Genomic DNA, 20,069 nt, shown 5'->3' with positions numbered 1-20,069 from the left:
GTGTGCCGACGCGAGTCGGAATACCTCGGAAGCGGCCCGCCGGGATCCGACGAGCCGCCCCTTACCGCTGAACCGATGAACACCCGGGCGCCGAGTCGCCGCACCGCACTCGACCGCGGCAAGGCCACGACGGCGCCGGGTGTTCACCCGCCGAATCAGACCGCCGCGACCGCAGCCACCCGGTCCTTGTCGAAGTCGAGGTCGAGCATCCGGATCGCGTTGCCCCGGATGATCTTGTAGACCGTCTCCGCACCCAGCCCGGCCAGGTGCTCCTCGGCGATCTTCTTGGTGTGCGGCCACGTGGAGTCGACGTGCGGGTAGTCGGTCTCGAACGTGACGTTGTCCTCGCCGATCACGTCGAGCGAGTTCACCCCGTGCCGGTCCCGGAAGAAGCACGCGAACATGTTCCGCCGGAAGTAGTACGACGGCGCCTCGGGCAACACCTCACCGGTGACCGCCCACGCGCGGTGCTCCAGCCAGACGTCGTCCATCCGCTCCAGGGCGTACGGGATCCAGCCCATCTGACCCTCGGAGTAGGCCAGTTTGATCTTCGGGAAGCGCGCCGGGACGCCCGCGAAGATGAAGTCGGCCATCGAGGCCATCGCGTTGTTGAAGCTGAGCGACGCCTGCACCGCCGCGGGGGCGTCCGGCGACGCGGCCGGCATCGTCGAGGACGAGCCGATGTGCATGTTGATCGTCACGCCCAGGTCCGCGCAGACCTCGAAGAACGGGTCCCAGTAACCGGTGTGGATGCTGGGCAGACCGAGGAACGCGGGAATCTCGCTGAAGCACACCGCGGTGACGCCCCGGGCACGATTGCGCTTGATCTCCTCGACCGCGAGCTGCACGTCCCACAGCGGGATGATGATCAGCGGGATCAGCCGACCGCCGGAGTCGCCGCACCACTCCTCGACCATCCAGTCGTTGTAGGCACGCACACACGCGAGCGCGACCTCCTTGTCCGCGGCCTCCGAGAAGGTCTGGCCGCAGAACCGCGGGAAGGTCGGGAAGCACAACGAGGCTTCGACATGGTTGACGTCCATGTCCTTGAGCCGCTCGGCCGGGTCGTACAACCCGGGGCGCATCTCGCCGCGGGTGATGCCTTCGAGGGTCATCTCGTCGCGGCTGAAGCCGACGGCGGCGATGTTGCGCTTGTACGGAAAGCGCAGGTCCTCGTAGAACCACCAGTCGGCAAGCGGACCGTTCGGGTCGGTGGTGATCTTGTAGCTCGCGCCGGTGTACTCGAGCGTGCCGATGCCGGTGGTGACCGGCTTGGGTCCACGCTCGTGGTACTTCTTCGGCAACCAGCGCTCGAACAGGTGTGCCGGCTCGATGACATGGTCATCGACGCTGATGATCTTCGGCAGTTCACCGAAGGAGTTTCCGGACTGCGTGGCAGCCTGTCCGGGCTGGTTGGTGCTCATCGGCCCCTCCCGCTCACTGAAATCTGATGGACCGTCAGATTTAGCGTAATCTCTGGGCCGAGGGAACCACAAGCTGACTCAACGTCAGGAGAATCACGGATGGCCCTGCATCTCGAAGAACTGATCGCCCCCGCGCACACCGCGCTGGTCACCCAGGAATGCCAGAACGGGGTGATCGGCAGCCACGCGGTATTCCCCGCGCTCACCGCACACACCCGGGAGCTGATTCCGACCGTCGACCGCCTCGCCAAGGCCGCCCGTCGAGCCGAACTCCCGGTCGTGCACTGCCTGGCGGTCCGCCGCCCGGACGGTCTGGGCGCGAACGCCAACGCCCGGATGTTCGGCGCCGCGGCCAAGTCGCCGATCCTCCTGGAACCGGGCTCACCCGCCGCCGCGGTGGCCGACGGCATCACCGTCGCCCCCTCCGACCTGGTGCTTTCCCGCTATCACGGGCTCGGCCCGATGGCCGACACCGGACTCGCCGCCATCCTGCGCAACCTGGGCGTGCGCACGATCGTGGGGGTCGGCGTCTCGCTCAACGTCGGCATGCTCAACTTCGCGATGGACGCGGTCAACGCCGGCTTCCAGTTCGTCGTACCCCGCGAGGCGGTGGCCGGATTCCCGCCCGAATACGCCGAGGCCGTGCTCGCGAACACCTTCAACGCGATCGCCACGATCACCACGGTGGACGCCGTACTGGCCGCCTGGAAGTAAAGACCTGATGCCCCGTCACCGCATGGATGACGGGGCATCAGCCAAAGCAGAAATTCCCGAGCGCCTACCGACCGACCATCTGATCGACCGTCAGCGAGCGGGCGTCCAAGGCTTCTTGTCGTACTCCTCGCGAAGCTTGAACTTCAACACCTTGCGCAGCGTCTCGTTCCGAGGCAGCGCGTCGACCAGCTCCAACTGCTCCGGGATCTTCTGCGTCATCAGACCCGACTCGCGCAGGTAGGCGACCATCTCGGCGAAGGTCAGGTCCGCCTCGTCCGGTTGCCGCTCGATCACGGCGCAGACCCGCTCGCCACGCTCGCGGTCGACCAGGCCGATCACCGCCGCGTCGGCGACCTTGGGGTGGGCGAAGAGCAGGTCCTCGATCTCCCGCGCCGAAATGTTCTCACCCTTTCGGATGATCACGTCCTTGAGCCGTCCGGTGAGCGAGAGGTGCCCGTCGGCCCGCACCCGCCCCAGGTCGCCGGTCCGGAAGAAGCCGTCCTCGTCGAACGCTTCGGCGGTCAGCGCGGGGTCGGTGTACCCCTTGAACACCATCGGCCCGCGCAGCCGGACCTCGCCCTCCTCGCCGGTGTCCGCGACCGTCCCGTCGGCCCGCGCGATGCGCACCTCGATCCCGCTCACCGGCTTGCCCTCGGTGTAGGAACGCTGGTCCTCGGAGTCGTGCGGGCCGCCCTGGGCGATCATCGGGACCTCGGTCATCCCGTACCCGTGGCACAGGATCGCCCGCATCTCGTCGCGCACCTCGGCGACCAGCTCCGGCGGCTTGGGCGCGCCACCACCCGAGACGATCCGCAGGGTCGGAATGATCTTCTCGCCCGGCTGCTTGCGCTGCTCGTTCAGGAACGCGACATAGAACGCGGTCGAGCCGCCCACCATGGTGACGCCGAGCCGCTTGTACACGGGCACCACGCCGGCCGGGTCGAAGTTCTCCACGATCACGGCCGGGAAGCCGGAGGCGAGCACCGTGACGATGTAGTCCGGGCCGGCGATGTGCGCGTACGGGAAGGCGATCGAGCCGACGTCGCTCTGCGACATGTCGAGCGCGACGGCCAGGCCCTTGCCGCCCGCGAGCAGCGTCGAGTCGCTGTGCTGGACGCCCTTCGGGTCGGAGGTGGTCCCGGACGTGTAGTAGAGCCAGCGCACCTCGTCGCCGTCGGTCGGCGCGGGCGGCAGGTCCGCCGGGTCGCCCTCGGGCAGTTCGTCGTAGGCCACCAGCACCAGCGGCGGCTTCGCCAGGTCCTTCGCGAGCGCCTCGCCCATCGCGAGGAACTCGAAGCCCTTCCAACTGCGCGGACACAGGAAGAATTCGGCGTCGGTCTGCCGCAGACAGAACCCGACCTCCTTCTCCCGGTAGAACGGGATGATCGGATTCTGCACCGCGCCGAGCCGGGCCAGCGCGAACGAGACCACGATGGACTCGATCCGGGTGGTCAACTGCCAGGTCACGCGGGTGCCGGCGGTGACGCCGAGCGCGTGATAGCCCGCGGCCACGCGCTCCGCCCACGCCTTGAACTCACCGAAGGTGACCTTGCGGTCCTCCGGGTCGAGCAACATGGGCACATCGGGAGTCGCCGCCGCGCGGCGCTCCACCAGCTCCCAGAGAGTGGTGGCGTCGTAGATCGGGTCAGACACGTGTCCTCCGCGCGGGAAGCCGGGGCCGGGGGTACGGCGCCGGGCATGGCAGAGCCAGAGCCTAGGCGCTGAACTGACGGTACGTCAGAAGCTTTGCGGGAAGAAAGACTTCCCGTGGTCACGCGCATCACAACCCGGTGCTGGCAAACCAAGGCAGTACTGCCTAACCTGAGGCGGTACCACCAACCCCGGGGGCCACATGTCGCCATTCCGCCGGGAGCGCCCACCGGTGTGCCTGGGTCCGCTCACGAGCTTCCCCGAGGACGTCCCGAAGCGAATCGCCACCAGCCCGCCGCTCGCCCTGCTGCGCCACGGCGACACGGTCCACATCTTCGAGGACCGCTGCCCCCACGCCGGCGCGATCCTCTCCCGAGGCACCCTCACCGGCGAACACCTGACCTGCCCCGCCCACGCAAGCACCTTCGAAATCGCCACCGGCCGCTCCCTGGGCCCCCTCACCTGCCGCCCCCTGCGCACCTACACCACCTGGCTACAAAACGACCTGGTCTACTACTCCCCCACCCCCCGCCCCACCCGAAAAGCCCAACGAACCCCCTGCCGACCGCCCACGTGACCCAGCGGGCAGCCGGCGACGGCGGAGCGGGTGGGTGGGTGGGTGGGTGGGTGGGTGGGTGGGTGGGTGGGTGCTTTCGTCGGATCCGCCGGGGAGCCTTTCCGGGTGGGTCGGGCGTTCGCGGCCGACGGTCGAGTGTTGGTCGGCAGCGGATGGCTTTGTGCTGAACGGTCGGCGTGGACCGGCGGAGATGGGCCCGGTCCCACGGTCACCGGCGGCCGGGAGCCTTTGGTTTCCGGCGAGAGGTGGGCGTTGCTCACCGCGAAAGGCGCTGGCAACGGCGCGGAGAGAGGGCAGCCCGGTGAGGTCCGCCGGGGAGCCTTCCCGAGTGGGCCGGGCCATTGCAGCTGGCGGTCGCGTCTTGGTGGGCAGCGGATGGCTCAGTGCTAAACGGTCGGCGTGGACCGGCGGAGATGGGCCCGGTCCCGGGGTCACCGGCGGCCGGGAGCCCTGAGTCCCCGGCGAGACCTGGGCGTTGCTTGCCAGAAAGGCGCTGGCAACGGCGCGGAGGGAGGGCGGTCCGGTCGGGTCCGCCGGGGAGCCTTTCCGAGTGGGCCGGGTGTTCGCGGCCGACGGTCGCGTCTTGGTCGGCAACGGGAGGCTCAGTGCTAAACGGTCGACGTGGGCTGGTGGAGATGGGCCCGGTCCCGGGGTCACCGGCGGCCGGGAGCCCTGGGTTCCCCGGCGAGACGCGGGTGTTGCTCGGCGGGAAAGGCGCTGGCAACGGCGCGGAAAGAGGGCGGCCCGGCAAGGTCCGCCGAGGAGCCTTCCCGAGTGGGCCGGGTGTTCGCGGCCGACGGTCGCGCCTTGGTCGGCGGCGGGTGGCTCAGTGCTAAACGGTCGACGTGGACCGGCGGAGATCAGCCCGGTCCCACCGTCACCGGCGGCCGGGAGCCCTGGGTCTCCCGGCGAGAGGTGGGTGTTGCTCGCCGGAAAGGCGCTGGCAACGGCGGAGCGGGAGGGCGGCCCGGTCAGGTCCGCCGGGGAGCCTTTCCGAGTGGGCCGGGCGTTCGCGGCCGACGGTCGCGTCTTGGTCGGCAGCGGGAGGCTCAGTGCTAAACGGTCGGCGTGGACCGGCGGAGATCGGCCCGGTCCCACGGTCGCCGGCGGTCGGGAGCCCTGGACTCCCCGGCGAGACCTGGGCGTTGCTCGGCGGGAAAGGCGCTGGCAACGGCGGAGCGGGAGGGTGCTTGCGTCGGGTCCGCCGGGGGACCTTTCCGAGTGGGTCGGGGCGTTTCGGCGGGCGGTGGGTGTGTGGTGGCGGAAGAGGAGAGAAAAGCGGGCCGGCAGTGGGCGGTTCCGGTCGCCGGAGTGCGCAACCCGGCCCCCGGCACGCGCTCTCGCCGCCCGGTCACGTAAAACCCCAGGTCGTTGGACCCCCGGGTCCGGGAAGCCGTCTCGGGATCCGGGTCGTGACTTTTCAGGCTCGCGGACGGCTCTCCGCCCGGCGGCTCCGACCCGAAACGCCCACCGAGAGTCACGACCCACGCGAAATCCGCCGCCGGAGTGCACAACCCCGCCTGCGGCACGCACTCCCGCCGCCCGGCCCCACAAAACCGCAGGTCAGCGAAACCCCAAGTGCGGGAAGCCGTCTCGGGATCCGGGTCGCGACCCTTCAGGGCTTGCGGACGGCCTTCCACCCGGCGGATCCGACCCGAAACGCCCACCGAGAGTCACTGCCCGCGTGGAATCCGCCGCCGGGGTGCACAACCCGGCCCCCGGCACGCGCTCGCGTCGGCCGGTCCCACCAAACCGCAGGTCAGCACGAAACAACGGACCCGAAGGCGTCCCGCGATCCGGATCGAGACCCGCCAAGCCCCCCGAAAGCCCTTCCACCTGCGCACCCACCCCGAAACCCCCGCCGAAACGCCCCGACCCACTCGGAAAGGTCCCCCGGGGGACCCGACGAAAGCACCCTCCCGCTCCGCCGTTGCCAGCGCCTTTCCCGGTGAGCAACACCCGCGTCTCGCCGGGAAACCCAAGGCTCCCGGCCGCCGGTGACCGTGGGACCGGGCCCATCTCCACCGGCCCACGCCGACCGTTTAGCACTGAGCCACCCGCCGCCGACCAAGACGCAACCGCCCGCCGCAAGCGCCCGGCCCACTCGGAAAGGCTCCCCGGCGAACCCGACGAAAGCACCCACCCGCTCCGCCGTTGCCAGCGCCTTTCCCGGTGAGCAACACCCACGTCTCGCCGGGAAACCCAAGGCTCCCGGCCGCCGGTGACCGTGGACCCGGGCCCATCTCCGCCGGTCCACGCCGACCGTTTAGCACAAAGCCACCCGCCGCCGACCAAGACGCGACCGCTCGCCGCGAACGCCCGGCCCACTCGAAAAGGCCCTCCGGCGGACCCGACGCAAGCACCCACCCACACCGCCGTTGCCAGCACCCTTCCAGCCGAGCAACACCCGCGTCTCGCCGGGAAACCCAGGACTTCCGCCATGCAAGGTCGGCAGTGACCATCAAGCTGCCCGCACCCCCACCGTCGCCCCGGCCCAGCCCAGCCCAGCCCGGCCCCACGCCGAGGTCGACTCGCCGCCCCCGGACACGTTCACGCGCTCCCGCCCGGGCCCGCCCGGCCCCGCCCGGCCGACCCGCGCCGGGCGGGGCTCTCGGGTCGATCCGTGTTCAGTCGCCCTCGTTCCGTCCGGCGCATAAACGCACCCGGCCCGCCCCCGCGCCTGAGCCACGCCACGGCTCAGTCCAGAGCCGGCTCCGCCGAGAAGGCCCCGCACCCCTTGGCCCACGCCCCCGACAGATCCGCCCCCGGCGGGAACCGCCCGGCCAACTCCAACACGACCATGCCGTGCGCGAACCCCCACACGGCCCGCGCCGCATCCGCATCCCCGCCCACGGCCCGCACCAGCGGGCCCGCAGCCCGGTCCTCCAGCCCCGCCGGCAGCGCCGCCCGATCCAAGGGCTGCCCACTCATCAGCCGATACAGGTCCGGATGCGCCAACGCATAAGCCCGATAAGCCCCCGCCAACACCGCAACACCCCCCGCGCGCCCCTCGCCCTCCGCACGCCCCGCCTCAGCCGCCTCCAACGCCGCCGCCAACTCGGCCATCCCCTCCGCGATCAGCGCGTTCTCCACCGCCGACTTGTCCGGAAAGTGCTTGTACAACGACGGCGCCTTGATCCCGATCCGATCCGCGATCCTCCGCATCGACACCGCTTCCGGCCCCTCCCCCTCCAGCAAGTCCCGTGCCGCAGCGACGATTTCACGGGCCCGGGCGCTGATCGGGGGAGGTGACGACACGTCAGACATGCTTGCGGAATCCTTCCGGAGTGCGCAGTCCGTACCCGGCGGCACGGTCCATCGCGATGTGGGTGAGCCAGCCGAGGCCGGCGGTGAACAGCGGCGGCCACACGACGGGCGAGACGGTGTACCCGACCAGGACGAACAACGGGACCCAGGCCCGATGCAGCGCGTTGTAGAACGGCACCGCCCGCGGCTGAAGCCGCCCCGGCTGATGCGAACCATCCCGCAGCGCGTCCTTGGCCCCGACGAACATCGTCAGATCGGGCAGGACAAAAAACAACAACGCCGCCGCCGACGTCGCGAGGCCGTACTTGACGCTCTCGAACACCGCGAAAGCCGCCAGGAACAACGTCAAAACGATCCACGCCGCACGTCGCATCCACCGGACCGCGGCCGAGCCGGCACCGCCGATTCCCGTCTGCGCGAAAGTGCTCATGCCGCCGCCCCCATCCGCCTGTGGCTAACCATGTTAGCCGCCTGCGTCCATCATCCGGCTAACACCGTTAGCCGTCAACCCCCGCAACCCCACCCCCGAGCCGATCGCAAGGTCGACCCAACACCGGGGGCTTGGGCACCGGCGGCTTGGGCGGCTTCGTCGTCGGCGGCCGAGGCGGTCGCGGATTGACCGGCTTGGTCGGCGGCTTCCCAGCACACCCACCCATCGAACACCGCACCGCAAATCGAGAGCCGACCATGGCGCAAGGCTGACGCCGCCCCACGACTCGCCCCGAAAGAACCCCCGGAATCCCCACCTTCGAGTGACCCGCGCCCCCGCCCGCACCTCGCCACCCGAACCCCGCTCCCCCAACCCCCACCCCATCGCCCGCCCCCGTCACGCGCCCCCCAGCACCTCACGAAGCCGCCGCGCGAACGCCCGAGGATGGGACAGATTGCCGTTGTGCCCCCCGGGAAATTCCGCCGCATCGACCCCCACCAACGCCTCCAACGCCACCGCGCACCGGCGAGTGAACACACGATGCAGCGTGGCGACCCCCCGCCCGGGAATGACGCGCGTCTCCGTGGCCCGCAGCGCCTCCAGCGGCAACACGTCACCGACCACCGCAGGGAACTCCCGCCCGATGAAGAAGTCGAAGTTGGCCATCCGTCGCCCGTTCATCGGCTGCGCCGTCAGCCCCGGCTCACGATCCTCGCTCCCCGGCTCGATGCCCAGGTGAGCCGCGATCGCGGGAAACGCGGCCGCCATTCCCTCCCGCGCGTGGATCCCCCGAATCGCCATCAACTCGGCACGATGCGCGTCGCCTTCGGCAGCGGTCAGCAGCCACGGCGCCACCGGCTCGTGCGCGATCAACGTCCGCAACGCCCCCGGGTGGGCCGCGGCCACATGCAGCCCGATCAACGCCCCCATGCTCATCCCGAGCATCGCCGCGGGCCGATCGCCGAGTTCGGCCAACAGTCGCGCCACATCGTCCGCGTGGTCCTCGATCGTCACCGGCGCGGCCGGGTCGGTCAACGTACTCCGGGAGAGCCCGCGCCGGTCGTACGTCACCACCGTGTAGTCCGCAACCAACCGCCCGACCAGGTCGACGCTGCGCCCCGCGTCGCCCTCCCCGCTCTCCCCGATCAGCAACAGCGGCCCGGAGCCCCGCACTTCGTAGTACAACTCGGCACCCGGCACGGACAACACAGCACCTGCGGCAAGACTCGCGACCATGACGCTCCCCCAAGAAGTCGTTCCGTGTCGTCCCGGGCCGGTCCGACAACCACAACCGTAATTCATCAAATCCGATACATCAATAACGATGCATCAGCAGAGATGCATCCATCTCGATGTACTATCCGCCCATGACGACCCCACCGCAGCCACCCATGACCCCGGTCGACCTCTTCCTCCTGGGCCGCACCCTCATGAAGATCGGCGAGGAAGCCCTCCCGGCCCCCCAAGCGCCCACGGACGGCACCGACCGCCACCCCGGCGGCACACGTTCCGTGCTGATCGCCCTGAGCGACATCGTCGCCCACCCCGACAGCGCCGTCGGCGAGATCGCCCGCCGTACCGGCCTGCCCCAGAGTCAGGTCTCCACCGCCGTGGCCCGGCTCAAGGAGACCGGCTCGATCGAAACCACCCAGGACCCCACCGACCGCCGCCGGCTACTGGTCCGCCCGGCCGCCGACCCGTCCCCAAGGGTCACCGAGGTCCGCGCCGCCGGCATCGAGGACGTATTGGCACGCGTGCTGGCCACCACCGACGAGCAGGTGGTCACCCGGGTCACCGAAGCACTGGCCCTGCTCGCCCGACACCTACCACCCACAGCCGTGGCGCGACTCGGGTCCTGACGCCCAATCAGCGAGCGGTGATCTCCGGCTCGATCGTGAAAGCCCTTGAGCGGTCCCACGTGCATGGAAACGGGCGTTCCCTGAGCAACCCGCGTCTCGGACGTGTAGTCACCTTTGGCGGGCTCGGGATCCGCAAGCACGGTCACCGTCGCAAAGCCGTCGAAGCCGTCGAAGCCGTCGAAGCCGTCGAAGCCGTTCCCGACGACCGCATGCCGCCCCCGGTCGAGCCGATCCGACTCGACCGCCCATCACCGGAACGAGTGATCCACTACCGCAACTTCCGCGCCACTTCGGTCGCCCAATACGTCAGAATCGACGACGCCCCCGCGCGCCGGATCGAGGTGAGCGTCTCCAGCACCACCCGGTCCCGGTCGATCCAGCCGTTCGCCGCCGCCGCCTCGACCATCGCGTACTCGCCGCTGACCTGGTAGGCCGCCACCGGCACATGCACCTCGTCGGCAATCCGCCGAATGATGTCCAGGTACGACATCGCGGGCTTGACCATCACCAGATCCGCGCCCTCGGCCACGTCCAACAGGACCTCGCGCACCGACTCCTCGGCGTTGGCCGGGTCCTGCTGGTAGGTCGTCCGGTCGCCCTGGAGCGTGGATTCGACCGCCTCGCGGAACGGGCCGAAGAAGCCCGACGCGTACTTCGCGCTGTACGCCAGGATCGACACGTCCAGATACCCGGCATCGTCCAACGCCCGCCGGATCGCCCCGACCTGACCGTCCATCATCCCGCTGGGCCCGACCATGTGTACGCCCGCGTCGGCCTGCACCACGGCCATCCGCGCATACGCGGCCAACGTCGCGTCGTTGTCGACCGAGCCGTCCGCGGCCAGCACACCGCAGTGCCCGTGGTCGGTGAACTCGTCCAGACACAGGTCGGACATCACCACCGCGTCGGCGCCCACCTCGGCCACCACGTCGCGGATGGCGACCTGGAGCACGCCCTCGGGGTCGAAGCCCGCCGAGCCGAGCGCGTCCTTGACCGTCGGGATGCCGAACAACATCAGCCCGCCGACCCCCGCCGCGACCGCGTCGTGCGCGGCCTTGCGCAGCGAGTCACGAGTGTGCTGCACGACGCCCGGCATCGAGGAGATCGGCACCGGTTCGCTCGCGCCCTCGCGCACGAACAGCGGCAGGATCAACTCGGCGGGATGCAGCCGGGTCTCCGCGACCAGGCGGCGCACCGCCGGGGACGTACGCAACCGCCGGGGGCGCTGCGTGGGAAACCCTGACGATGCGTCAGCCTGGTACGACATCAGAACTACTCGGCCTTCCTCATGGGCGGCCCGACACCCAATCGACCAAGCGTCGCGCCCGCCACTCCAGCAAACCTATTTGGCCTTCCGCCGCGACCCGGGCCGCCGTTCGCTCGGCCGAGTCACCGGGTCGCCTGCCTCGACCATAGCCGCGCGACGCGCCGTACCGAATTCCGCGAGTGCCTCGGCCAGCGCGGAGACCGACGGCTCGGGAGCCATCACGTCCACGCGTAGACCGTGCTCCTCGGCGGTCTTCGCGGTCGCCGAGCCGATACACGCGATCACCGTCACCGCGTGCGGCTTGCCCGCGATGCCGACCAGGTTGCGCACCGTCGAGGACGACGTGAACAGGACCGCGTCGAAGCCGCCGCCCTTGATCGCCTCGCGGGTGTCCGCCGGCGGCGGCGCCGCGCGCACCGTGCGGTACGCGGTGACGTCGTCGACCTCCCAGCCCAGCTCGACCAGCCCGGCCACCAGCGTCTCGGTGGCGATGTCGGCGCGCGGCAGGAACACCCGGTCGATCGGGTCGAAGACCGGGTCGTACGGCGGCCAGTCCTCCAGCAACCCGGCGGCGGACTGCTCGCCCGAGGGCACCAGGTCCGGCTTGACGCCGAACTCGACCAGCGCCCGCGCGGTCGCCTCACCCACCGCCGCGACCTTGATGCCCGCGAAGGCACGCGCGTCCAGGCCGTAGTCCTCGAACCGCTCGCGCACCGCGCGCACGGCGTTGACCGACGTGAACGCGATCCACTCGTAGCGGCCGGTGACCAGGCCCTTGATCGCCCGCTCCATCTGCTGCGGCGTGCGCGGGGGCTCGACCGCGATGGTCGGCACCTCGTGCGGCACCGCGCCGTACGAGCGCAGTTGCTCGGAGAGCGTGACCGCCTGCTCCTTGGTGCGCGGAACCAGCACCTTCCAGCCGAACAGGGGCTTGGTCTCGAACCACGACAGGGTGTCGCGCTGGGCGACCACCTCGCCGACGACCACGACGGCCGGCAGCGTGATCTTCGCGGACCGCACGTCGGAGGCCACCTGGGCGAGCGTGCTCACCAGGGTGCGCTGCTCGGTGGTGGTGCCGTTGACGGTGACCGCGACCGGCGTGGCCGGCTTGCGACCGCCGGCGACCAGTTCCTGGGCGATCTCGGCGATCGAGTCGAGCCCACCGCGCAGCACGAGCGTGCCGTCGACGGAGCCGACCGTGGCCCAGTCGATCGACGCTTCGGCCATGTCGAGGACACGCACGCCACCGCTGCCCTTGGCCGCGTGCAGCGGGATGCCCGCGTAGGTGGGCACGGCCGTGCTGACCGGGACGCCCGGCACGACCTCGAAGACGATCTTCGCCTTCGCCACCGCCGTGACCTCGTCGGTGACCGACTGGTCCACGCACGGGTCACCCGCCACCGCCCGGACGACCTGCCTGCCCGACCGCGCGGCGGCCACGACGACCTTGGCCCGGGCAACGGCGGACAGGAGTTCCCCGTCGTCACCGGTCACCGGGTCGAGGACCTCGACGCCGCTCTTGCAGTGGAACAGGACCTGGCGCAGTGTCGCCTCGTCGGCGACCACCACATCGGCCTCGGCCAGCACCTCGATGGCCCGCAGTGTGAGCAGTCGTGGGTCGCCGGGACCGGCACCCACAAAGGTCACGATGCCGCTGGGCTTCTTCTTCGCTCTGGGGCTCAAGGGACGCGCTCCCCCATCAAACCGGAGGCCCCTCGGGCGAGGAGTTCGGCCGCGAGTTCGCGCCCGATCTTCTCCGCCTCGTCGAGGGTTCCGGTGGCGGACAACCGTACGCTTTCGGTGCCGTCGACATTCGCGACTACGGCCCGCAGGTACAGCTCGGTGACCTGCTCGCCCTCGGCGACCTCACAGAGGGCGCCGACCGGAGCCGAACATCCGGCTTCCAACACGGCGAGCAGCGTGCGCTCGGCCAGTACGGCGGCTCGGGTGTCCGAGTCGTCCAAACCGGCGAGCAGTTCGACGAGGGCGACATCGTGTGCCGCACACTCGACGGCCAATGCCCCTTGACCGGGGGCAGGCAGCATGTGGAGCGGATCGAAGGTCTCGGTGACCTCCTCCGCACGGCCCAGGCGGCCGAGGCCGGCCTTGGCCAGGACGACGGCGTCGAGTTCGCCGGACGTCACGAAGCCGATCCGGGTGTCGACGTTGCCGCGGATCGGCACGATCTCGTGGCCGAGCCCGAGCAGCAACAACTGCGCGGCGCGGCGCGGCGATCCGGTTCCGATCCGGGAGCCGGCCGGCAACTCGGCGAGCGCGAGCCCGTCCCGGGCCACCAGCGCGTCGCGCGGATCGTGCCGCGGCGGGATCGCCACCAAGGCGACCCCTTCGGCGTCGCCGGTCGGCAGGTCCTTGAGCGAGTGCACGACGAAGTCGACCTCGCCGGCCAGCAGCGCGTCACGCAGGGCGTTGACGAAGACGCCGGTGCCGCCGATCTGGGTGAGCTGCTCGCGCGAGGTGTCGCCGTGGGTGGTGATCTCCACCAACTCCACGGCCCGGCCGGTCAGCCGCGTGACGGCGTCGGCGACGTGCCCCGACTGGGCCATCGCCAGTTTGCTGCGCCGGGTGCCCAGCCGCAACGGTGCTTCGGTCACGCCACACCTTCCACTGCGTCGGGGGCGTCCGCCCGGCGGACCACCTCGGGGGTGCCGGGGTCGAGGTCGAACAACATCCGCAGCGCTTCGGCGTACGACGAGCCGGCGGGCTCGCCGGCCAACTGCTTGACCCGCACCGTCGGCGCGTGCAGCAGCTTGTCCACCACGCGCCGCACGGTCTGCTCGACCTCGGCGCGCACCCGGTCGTCCATCTCCGGAACCCGACCGACCAGCCGGTCCAGCTCGGCCCTGACCACGTCCGAGCCCATGCTGCGCAGTGCGACCACGGTCGGCGCGACCTGCTGTGCCTGCTGGGCGGTCGCGAACGCCGCGACCTCCTCGCAGACGATCTTGCGCACCAGGTCCACGTCGGCCTCGCCGGCCGTGCCGGCGGAGACCTCGGCGAGCCGTTCCAGGTCGATGAGTACGACGCCGTCCAGCTCGCGCACGCTCGGGTCGATGTCGCGCGGCAGCGCCAGGTCGATCAACACGAGCGGCTGCTCGACGCCGCGCTCGCGGCGCACCGCGAGCACCGCCTCGATCTCGTCCCGGCCGATCACCAGACCGGCCGCGCCGGTGCAGGAGACCACCAGGTCGACCGAGGACAGCGCGTCCGGCAGTGCGGACATCGGCACGGCCCGGCCGGCCACCGACTCGGCCAGGTGTTCGGCCCGCTCGTAGGTGCGGTTCGCCACCACGATGTGCCCGACGCCCTCGCGGTGCAGCGTCTTGGCGGCCAGCGCGCTCATCGATCCCGCGCCCACCACGAGTGCCCGGCAACCCTCGACCGGGCCCATCGAGCGCTCGGCCTGGGTCAGCCCCACCGTCATCAGCGAGCGACCGGCCTGGTCGATGCCGGTCTCGGTGTGCGCCCGCTTGCCCACCCGCAGCGCCTGCTGGGTGAGTTCGTTGAGCACCCGACCGGCGGTGCCGTGGGTCTGCGCGAGCGCCAGCGCGGCCTTTATCTGGCCGAGGATCTGTCCCTCGCCGACGACCATCGAGTCGAGTCCGCAGGCGACCGAGAACAGGTGCTGGACGGCGCGGTCCTCGTAGTGCACGTACAGGCACGGGGTCAGCTCGGACACCGGCACGCCGGTGTGCCGCGACAACAGGTTGCCCAGCTCGGTGACACCGCCGTGGAAGCGATCCACGTCCGCGTAGACCTCGACCCGGTTGCAGGTCGACAGCAGCACGGCCTCGCCCACCGGTTCGGCCGCGATCAGGTCGTGCAGCAGCGCCTCCTGGGCCGTCCCGGAGACCGAGACGCGCTCCAGGAGACCGACCTCGGCCGTGCGGTGACTCAGACCGACCGCCAGGACACTCATGGTGTCTTCCTACCGTTGTTCGCCGTGTTCGCGGGCGCGACACCCACGCGACAGCCGGTCACGCGGGCATCACCTCGGGGAGATCGCCGCGTTCCCCCGGCTTCGAGGGTCGCGCCGGAACCGGTCCCGCGACGGGATCGAGACCGGACTTGCGCTGTTCGTGGAAGGCCAGGATCTGCAGTTCGATGGACAGATCCACCTTGCGCACGTCCACCCCCTCGGGAACCGAGAGCACGGTCGGCGCGAAGTTCAGGATGCTCGTGATCCCGGCGGCGACCAGTCGGTCGCACACCTCCTGCGCGGCCGGCGCGGGCGTGGTGATCACGCCGATCGACACGTGGTCCTCGCGCACGATCTGCTCGAGGTCGTCCATGTGCCGCACCGCCATGCCCGCGATCCGCTGACCGGTGACCGCCCGATCGGCGTCCAGGAGCGCCGCCACGCGGAACCCGCGCGAGGCGAATCCACCGTAGTTGGCCAGGGCGTGACCCAGATTTCCTATGCCGATGATGGCGACCGGCCAGTCTTGGGTGAGCCCGAGTTCACGCGAGATTTGGTACACGAGATACTCGACGTCGTAACCGACCCCACGGGTGCCGTAGGAGCCGAGATACGACAGGTCCTTGCGCAGCTTCGCTGAATTCACCCCGGCGGCAGCGGCGAGTTCCTCGGACGAGACCGTGGGAACACCCCGCTCCGACAGCGCACTGAGCGCCCGGAGGTACAGCGGAAGCCGCGCCACCGTCGCCTCGGGGATGCCACGTCCCCGTTGCGCCGGTCGCTCGGTACGCCCTGTAGCCACGCTGCTCCTGTGGGTGGGACCTGGGATTTCGATTGCCAGGTTAGGCTTTTGTGAACGTACGCACAAAGTAGGTGTCCGATTTGAGCGCCTGTCGTGATGCTCATCACGCCTTGGTTCCGAATCGGAGCGTGAACTCGGTCACACGAGGTGACGTCCGCGTGGTCCATGCGTAGTCGTGGTGGCCGATCGTGCACGACCCCCTACCGTACGTGTCGGCAAAATTTCCCTCCGGCGGCCCCCTGCGCCGCCCCGCCGCCGGCGTCGGGCCGAACGATTGGGGCGCGCGGACGGTCAGCCCCCCAGGGCCCGGCGCAACCGCCGCTCGTCCACTCGCCAGAAATCGTGCTGCCGGTCGTCCACCAACGTCACCGGGATCTGCTCCCAGTACTTGTGCTGGAGCTCCGGGTCCCCGGTGATGTCGACCTCCGTCCAGGTCACGCCCAGTTCCCCGGCCACCCGTTCGATGACGACACGGGCGTCGTCACACAGGTGACAACCGGGCTTGCTGAGCAGCGTCACGGTGTGGGTCGCGGCGTCGGCGCGGCGGCGGAAGAGATTCACGTCCTCGATTGTCACCCGTCGGGGGCGCCGGCCAGAAGGCCGCCCGCGCTCCGGGGCGCCGACGGCGCGGGCGAGTCGGCGCGGTCCCGGTTTCACCGACGCGGCGCGGCGCGGCAAGACAACCGCCACACAGTCGCAATACACGCCTACTACGCTCGACCACATGGTTCTCTTGCGCCGGCGATCGACGACCAAGAACACCAACGACAGCGCCGTGCGGGCGGGCGAGGCCGCTGCCGCCGCCGCGCACGCGAGCGCCCCGCCACGCGCCCCCGGCGAGGACGGCCTGCCCACCCCGATCGGCGCCGCGTTCTTCGACCTGGACAACACCGTGATGCGCGGCGCGTCGATCTTCCACCTGGCCCGGGGGCTGTACGCCCGCCGGTTCCTCGGCGCCCGCGACATCGCCCGGTTCGGCTGGCAGCAGGCCCGGTTCCGGCTCGGCGGCGAGCACATGGGCCACGTGGGTGACGCCCAGGAGGCCGCGCTGTCGTTCGCGAAGGGCCATACGGTCGAGGAGATCCGGGTGATCGGCGAGGAGATCTTCGACGAGTGCATGGCGGACAAGATCTGGCCGGGCACCAGGGGGCTGGCCCAGATGCACCTGGACGCGGGCCGACAGGTCTGGCTGGTCACCGCCGCACCGATCGAGATCGCCACCACGATCGCCGGCCGACTGGGCCTGACCGGCGCGCTGGGCACCGTCTCGGAGACGAGTGACGGCGTGTACACCGGTCGGCTGGTCGGCGAACTGCTGCACGGCGAGGCCAAGGCGGAGGCCGTGCGCGCGCTCGCGGACCGCGAGGGCCTGGACCTGACCGACTGTTCGGCCTACAGCGACTCGGCCAACGACATCCCGATGTTGACCCTGGTGGGCGATCCGTGCGCGGTCAATCCGGATCTGCGGTTGCGCCGCCACGCCCGGGCGTACGGGTGGCGCGTGAAGGACTACCGCACCGGTCGCAAGGCCGCCCGCATCGGGCTGCCGGCCGCCGCCGGCGTGGGTGCGGTCGCCGGCGCGCTGGTCGCCGGCACCGCCGTACGACGTCGGGTGCCCGGCCGCGTCTGAGCGGCCCACCGAAACCCCCGCGCACCCCCTGCGACCTGCGACGAGGGGGTTGTTTCGGGCTGCCCGGGGACGCCCGAACGGCGGCGAGTTGTCCGCATATAGCACACCTGACCCGGGACAACCCGGTAAACACGCAAAGAGCACACAACAGCGGTCGATCCCGGTAGCTTCACAACGCCGATGGGCACACTTGGTATCCCTTCCTTTACTAAGCGTTATTCTCGATCGGCGCACAGCGGTATCCAACTTCCCTACTATGGGTGATCGATTCCGCACCGAACGTAATTACCGCTGAAGCAACAGGGAGTCCCGTGCACCGAATCGTCCGGGTTGACGTGTCCGGGCTGGCGACACTGCGTGCGGCGGTGTGCGCGAGCTTTGCCCCTCCGTCCGTAGGCTTCGCCGCCACCGCCGGTTACGGAGCCGGGGTCTGTTACGCGACCTCGGGTCGGCCCGTGGGCTTCGCCCTCGCGGCGCGCGCCGGCACCACCGAACCGACCCGTCCGACCCGAGGCTCCGGATACACCCGGGGACCGGGTCCGGACGGCGAGGCCCGCCGCATCATGGCCCTCGTCGAACTCGCCCAGGACGGCGACGGCGATGCCTTCGCCCAGCTTTACGACAACTACTTCGACACCGTCTACCGGTACATCTACTACCGGGTCGGCGGCCGTGCCGTCGCCGAGGATCTGACCAGCGAGACCTTCCTGCGCGCGCTGCGCCGGATCGGCACCTTCACCTGGCAGGGCCGCGACTTCGGCGCTTGGTTGGTGACCATCGCGCGCAACCTGGTCGCCGACCACTTCAAGTCCAGCCGATTCCGCCTCGAAGTCACCACCGGGGAGATGCTCGACGCCAACGAGGTCGAGTCCAGCCCCGAGGACTGCGTCCTGGAATCGTTGTCCAACGCGGCCCTCCTGGACGCCGTGCACAAGCTCAACCCCCAACAGCAGGAGTGCGTGACCCTGCGCTTCCTGCAGGGACTCTCGGTCGCGGAGACCGCACAGATCATGGGTAAGAACGAGGGGGCGATCAAGACGTTGCAATACCGCGCCGTACGGACGCTCGCCAGGCTGCTGCCCGAGGACGTGCGGTGAATCACACTTCCGTAACCTTCGGGGCCGTCGGCTCGTTCTCCCGGATAGCGACCCCCTTCGGGGATCGTTGCGGCGGGGAGCCGCCCTGTGGCCCCCGACCCGGAGACTTCCCTGGACGGACATCCGGGGGGAGGAGGTGCGGCCAGTGAGCATTGCGGCCCTGGATCGGCGACCCGCGAACGCCTTCGCGCGGGCCCTCGACGAGAACGACCGCAACAACCGATCGGCAGATCCTCTGCCCGCGTTGGTTCCGCTGTTGCGGACCGCCGAGCTGCTGCGTGATCGGTCGGAGTCGGCGCCGGTGCCGAGCACGGACTTTCGAGCCGCGCTACGGCAACGTCTGCTGGACGAGGCCGCGGCACTGCCCGCGACCGAGGGCATGGCCACCGTGCCCGCTCCCCGCGGCGCCCATCGCCGCAAGGAGCCGACCGCCCCGCCGCGCACCGTGCGCTGGCGTCGGCGCGCGGCCATCGCGGGCGCGTTCGTGGTGGTCACCGGCGGCAGCCTCGGCGGGGTGGCCTATGCCAGCTCCGACGCGTTGCCCGGCGACATGACGTACGGCGTCAAGCGCACGGTCGAAGACTTCAAGATCTCGCTCGCCGACAACGATCACGAGCGCGGCGAGCGCTATCTCCAGCAGGCCGAGACCCGCATGGGCGAGGCCGAACAGTTGCTCCGGCGAGCCGGCCACACGCCCGCCGACAAGGCGACGGTGCGGCACCTGCGGCAGGTGCTCGACGACTGGCGCGACGAGGCCGACAAGGGTCGTGCGCTGCTCACCGACCACTTCCGCAAGAGCGGCAGCGACGGCTCGATGCGCAATCTGGCCGACTTCGCCCGCGCCGGCCACGAGCGCATGGATCGGATCGGCGACCGGCTCCCGCCGGAGTTGTCCTCCGAGCGCGACCGGGTCCGCACCCTGCTCACCGCGATCAACGAGCAGGTCGCCCCGATCGCGGGCACCGCCGGCAAGACCTCGGCCGAGCCCGCCGACGGTGGGCGCACCGACGGATCGCCGGCCGCTCCCGGCGCGAACCCGGGCGGCGCACCCGGCACCGGATCCCAACCGCTCGCCCAGCAGCCCCCGGGCGGCACCGCGGCGAACGACGCACCGCATCCGAACAGCTCGGCGGCGCCGGGCGGTTCCGCCCCCCGGCCACAACCGCAGCAGGACGGCGGCCTGCTGCCGGGGCTGAACATCCCGCTCCTGGGCGGCGCACCGGCGGAGAGTCCCGCCGCCCAATCCGGCGGCGCGGGCACCACCCCGACCCCGGCGAAGACGCCCAAGGGTCAGATCCTCCCGCCGCTGTTGCCCGGCCTGCCCGGCATCGGGCTCAACCTGCTCGGTCCCACCGAGGAGGATCCGCCCGGCTGAGTCGGCACCCCGGCTCGCCCCGGCGACAACGCGAGTGGCT

At 70.6% G+C, this 20,069-nt stretch carries 17 protein-coding genes; 6 read left to right on the top strand and 11 right to left on the bottom strand.

The window, feature by feature from the left end; translation table 11 throughout:
- Positions 1–155: 155 nt before the first annotated feature.
- On the bottom strand, positions 156–1,424 hold the full coding sequence (locus ACH4U8_RS27480; protein WP_395780843.1) for an amidohydrolase family protein: 1,269 nt from the start codon (positions 1,422–1,424) through the stop codon (positions 156–158).
- A gap of 99 nt (positions 1,425–1,523) precedes the next feature.
- On the opposite strand from ACH4U8_RS27480, the gene ACH4U8_RS27475 reads away from it, so the two are divergent.
- Positions 1,524–2,138: a cysteine hydrolase gene (locus ACH4U8_RS27475; protein WP_395780841.1), complete on the top strand. Its 615-nt coding sequence runs from the start codon at positions 1,524–1,526 to the stop codon at positions 2,136–2,138.
- 90 nt (positions 2,139–2,228) lie between these two features.
- On the opposite strand, the gene ACH4U8_RS27470 is transcribed toward ACH4U8_RS27475, so the two are convergent.
- Positions 2,229–3,791 carry an AMP-binding protein gene (locus tag ACH4U8_RS27470; protein WP_360313176.1) on the bottom strand — a complete coding sequence of 521 codons (1,563 nt, stop codon included), beginning with the start codon at positions 3,789–3,791 and terminating at the stop codon, positions 2,229–2,231.
- Positions 3,792–3,990: 199 nt separating this feature from the next.
- Between ACH4U8_RS27470 and ACH4U8_RS27465 the strand changes: the two genes are divergently transcribed.
- Complete coding sequence (locus ACH4U8_RS27465; RefSeq protein WP_360313174.1) at positions 3,991–4,365, top strand: Rieske (2Fe-2S) protein; 375 nt, start codon at positions 3,991–3,993, stop codon at positions 4,363–4,365.
- A 2,697-nt stretch (positions 4,366–7,062) separates the two neighbouring features.
- Here ACH4U8_RS27465 and ACH4U8_RS27460 read toward each other — a convergent pair.
- The 3 genes from ACH4U8_RS27460 to ACH4U8_RS27450 all read right to left on the bottom strand — a co-directional run bounded on the left by ACH4U8_RS27460 (position 7,063) and on the right by ACH4U8_RS27450 (position 9,298).
- Positions 7,063–7,632 (bottom strand): TetR/AcrR family transcriptional regulator, encoded by a 570-nt coding sequence (locus tag ACH4U8_RS27460; protein ID WP_360313172.1) that lies wholly within the window; start codon positions 7,630–7,632, stop codon positions 7,063–7,065.
- Entirely contained in the window at positions 7,625–8,062 is a 438-nt protein-coding gene (locus ACH4U8_RS27455; protein WP_395780839.1) for a DUF4260 family protein, read from the bottom strand. The genes ACH4U8_RS27460 and ACH4U8_RS27455 overlap by 8 nt, the downstream gene beginning before the upstream one ends.
- Positions 8,063–8,458: 396 nt before the next feature.
- Positions 8,459–9,298: an alpha/beta fold hydrolase gene (locus ACH4U8_RS27450; protein ID WP_395780837.1), complete on the bottom strand. Its 840-nt coding sequence runs from the start codon at positions 9,296–9,298 to the stop codon at positions 8,459–8,461.
- Positions 9,299–9,429: 131 nt separating this feature from the next.
- On the opposite strand from ACH4U8_RS27450, the gene ACH4U8_RS27445 reads away from it, so the two are divergent.
- Positions 9,430–9,921, top strand: coding sequence for a MarR family transcriptional regulator (locus tag ACH4U8_RS27445; protein WP_395780835.1), 492 nt, complete (start codon positions 9,430–9,432; stop codon positions 9,919–9,921).
- A 268-nt stretch (positions 9,922–10,189) separates the two neighbouring features.
- On the opposite strand, the gene hemB is transcribed toward ACH4U8_RS27445, so the two are convergent.
- The 6 genes from hemB to ACH4U8_RS27415 all read right to left on the bottom strand — a co-directional run bounded on the left by hemB (position 10,190) and on the right by ACH4U8_RS27415 (position 16,488).
- Entirely contained in the window at positions 10,190–11,188 is a 999-nt protein-coding gene (hemB, locus tag ACH4U8_RS27440; protein WP_360313164.1) for a porphobilinogen synthase, read from the bottom strand.
- Between the two features lie 75 nt (positions 11,189–11,263).
- On the bottom strand, positions 11,264–12,871 hold the full coding sequence (locus ACH4U8_RS27435) for a bifunctional uroporphyrinogen-III C-methyltransferase/uroporphyrinogen-III synthase (protein ID WP_360313162.1): 1,608 nt from the start codon (positions 12,869–12,871) through the stop codon (positions 11,264–11,266).
- Positions 12,868–13,800, bottom strand: a complete 933-nt coding sequence (hemC, locus tag ACH4U8_RS27430; protein WP_360313160.1) for a hydroxymethylbilane synthase — start codon at positions 13,798–13,800, stop codon at positions 12,868–12,870. Before hemC ends, ACH4U8_RS27435 begins: the two co-directional genes overlap by 4 nt.
- A complete protein-coding gene (locus ACH4U8_RS27425) occupies positions 13,797–15,125 on the bottom strand; it encodes a glutamyl-tRNA reductase (protein ID WP_360313158.1) in 1,329 nt (442 codons plus the stop codon). Before ACH4U8_RS27425 ends, hemC begins: the two co-directional genes overlap by 4 nt.
- A gap of 58 nt (positions 15,126–15,183) precedes the next feature.
- Positions 15,184–15,927: a redox-sensing transcriptional repressor Rex gene (locus ACH4U8_RS27420; RefSeq protein WP_355534206.1), complete on the bottom strand. Its 744-nt coding sequence runs from the start codon at positions 15,925–15,927 to the stop codon at positions 15,184–15,186.
- A 291-nt stretch (positions 15,928–16,218) separates the two neighbouring features.
- Entirely contained in the window at positions 16,219–16,488 is a 270-nt protein-coding gene (locus ACH4U8_RS27415; RefSeq protein WP_360313156.1) for a glutaredoxin family protein, read from the bottom strand.
- Between the two features lie 163 nt (positions 16,489–16,651).
- Here ACH4U8_RS27415 and ACH4U8_RS27410 point away from each other — a divergent pair, with 163 nt between their 5' ends.
- From ACH4U8_RS27410 to ACH4U8_RS27400, 3 genes are all read left to right on the top strand, one after another.
- Entirely contained in the window at positions 16,652–17,557 is a 906-nt protein-coding gene (locus tag ACH4U8_RS27410; protein WP_360313154.1) for an HAD-IB family hydrolase, read from the top strand.
- A 311-nt stretch (positions 17,558–17,868) separates the two neighbouring features.
- The gene (locus ACH4U8_RS27405; protein WP_395780833.1) at positions 17,869–18,654 is read left to right on the top strand and encodes an ECF subfamily RNA polymerase sigma factor, BldN family; all 786 of its coding nucleotides are present in this window, start codon (positions 17,869–17,871) and stop codon (positions 18,652–18,654) included.
- Positions 18,655–18,799: 145 nt separating this feature from the next.
- Entirely contained in the window at positions 18,800–20,029 is a 1,230-nt protein-coding gene (locus tag ACH4U8_RS27400) for a DUF5667 domain-containing protein (RefSeq protein WP_395780831.1), read from the top strand.
- The last annotated feature ends 40 nt before the right edge of the window (positions 20,030–20,069 follow it).

It is taken from the genome of Embleya sp. NPDC020886 (assembly GCF_044333915.1).
In the GTDB taxonomy this organism is placed as follows: domain Bacteria; phylum Actinomycetota; class Actinomycetes; order Streptomycetales; family Streptomycetaceae; genus Embleya.
The sequence above is the reverse complement of the archived record's forward strand: the minus strand, read 5'-3'. Positions and strand labels throughout refer to the sequence as shown.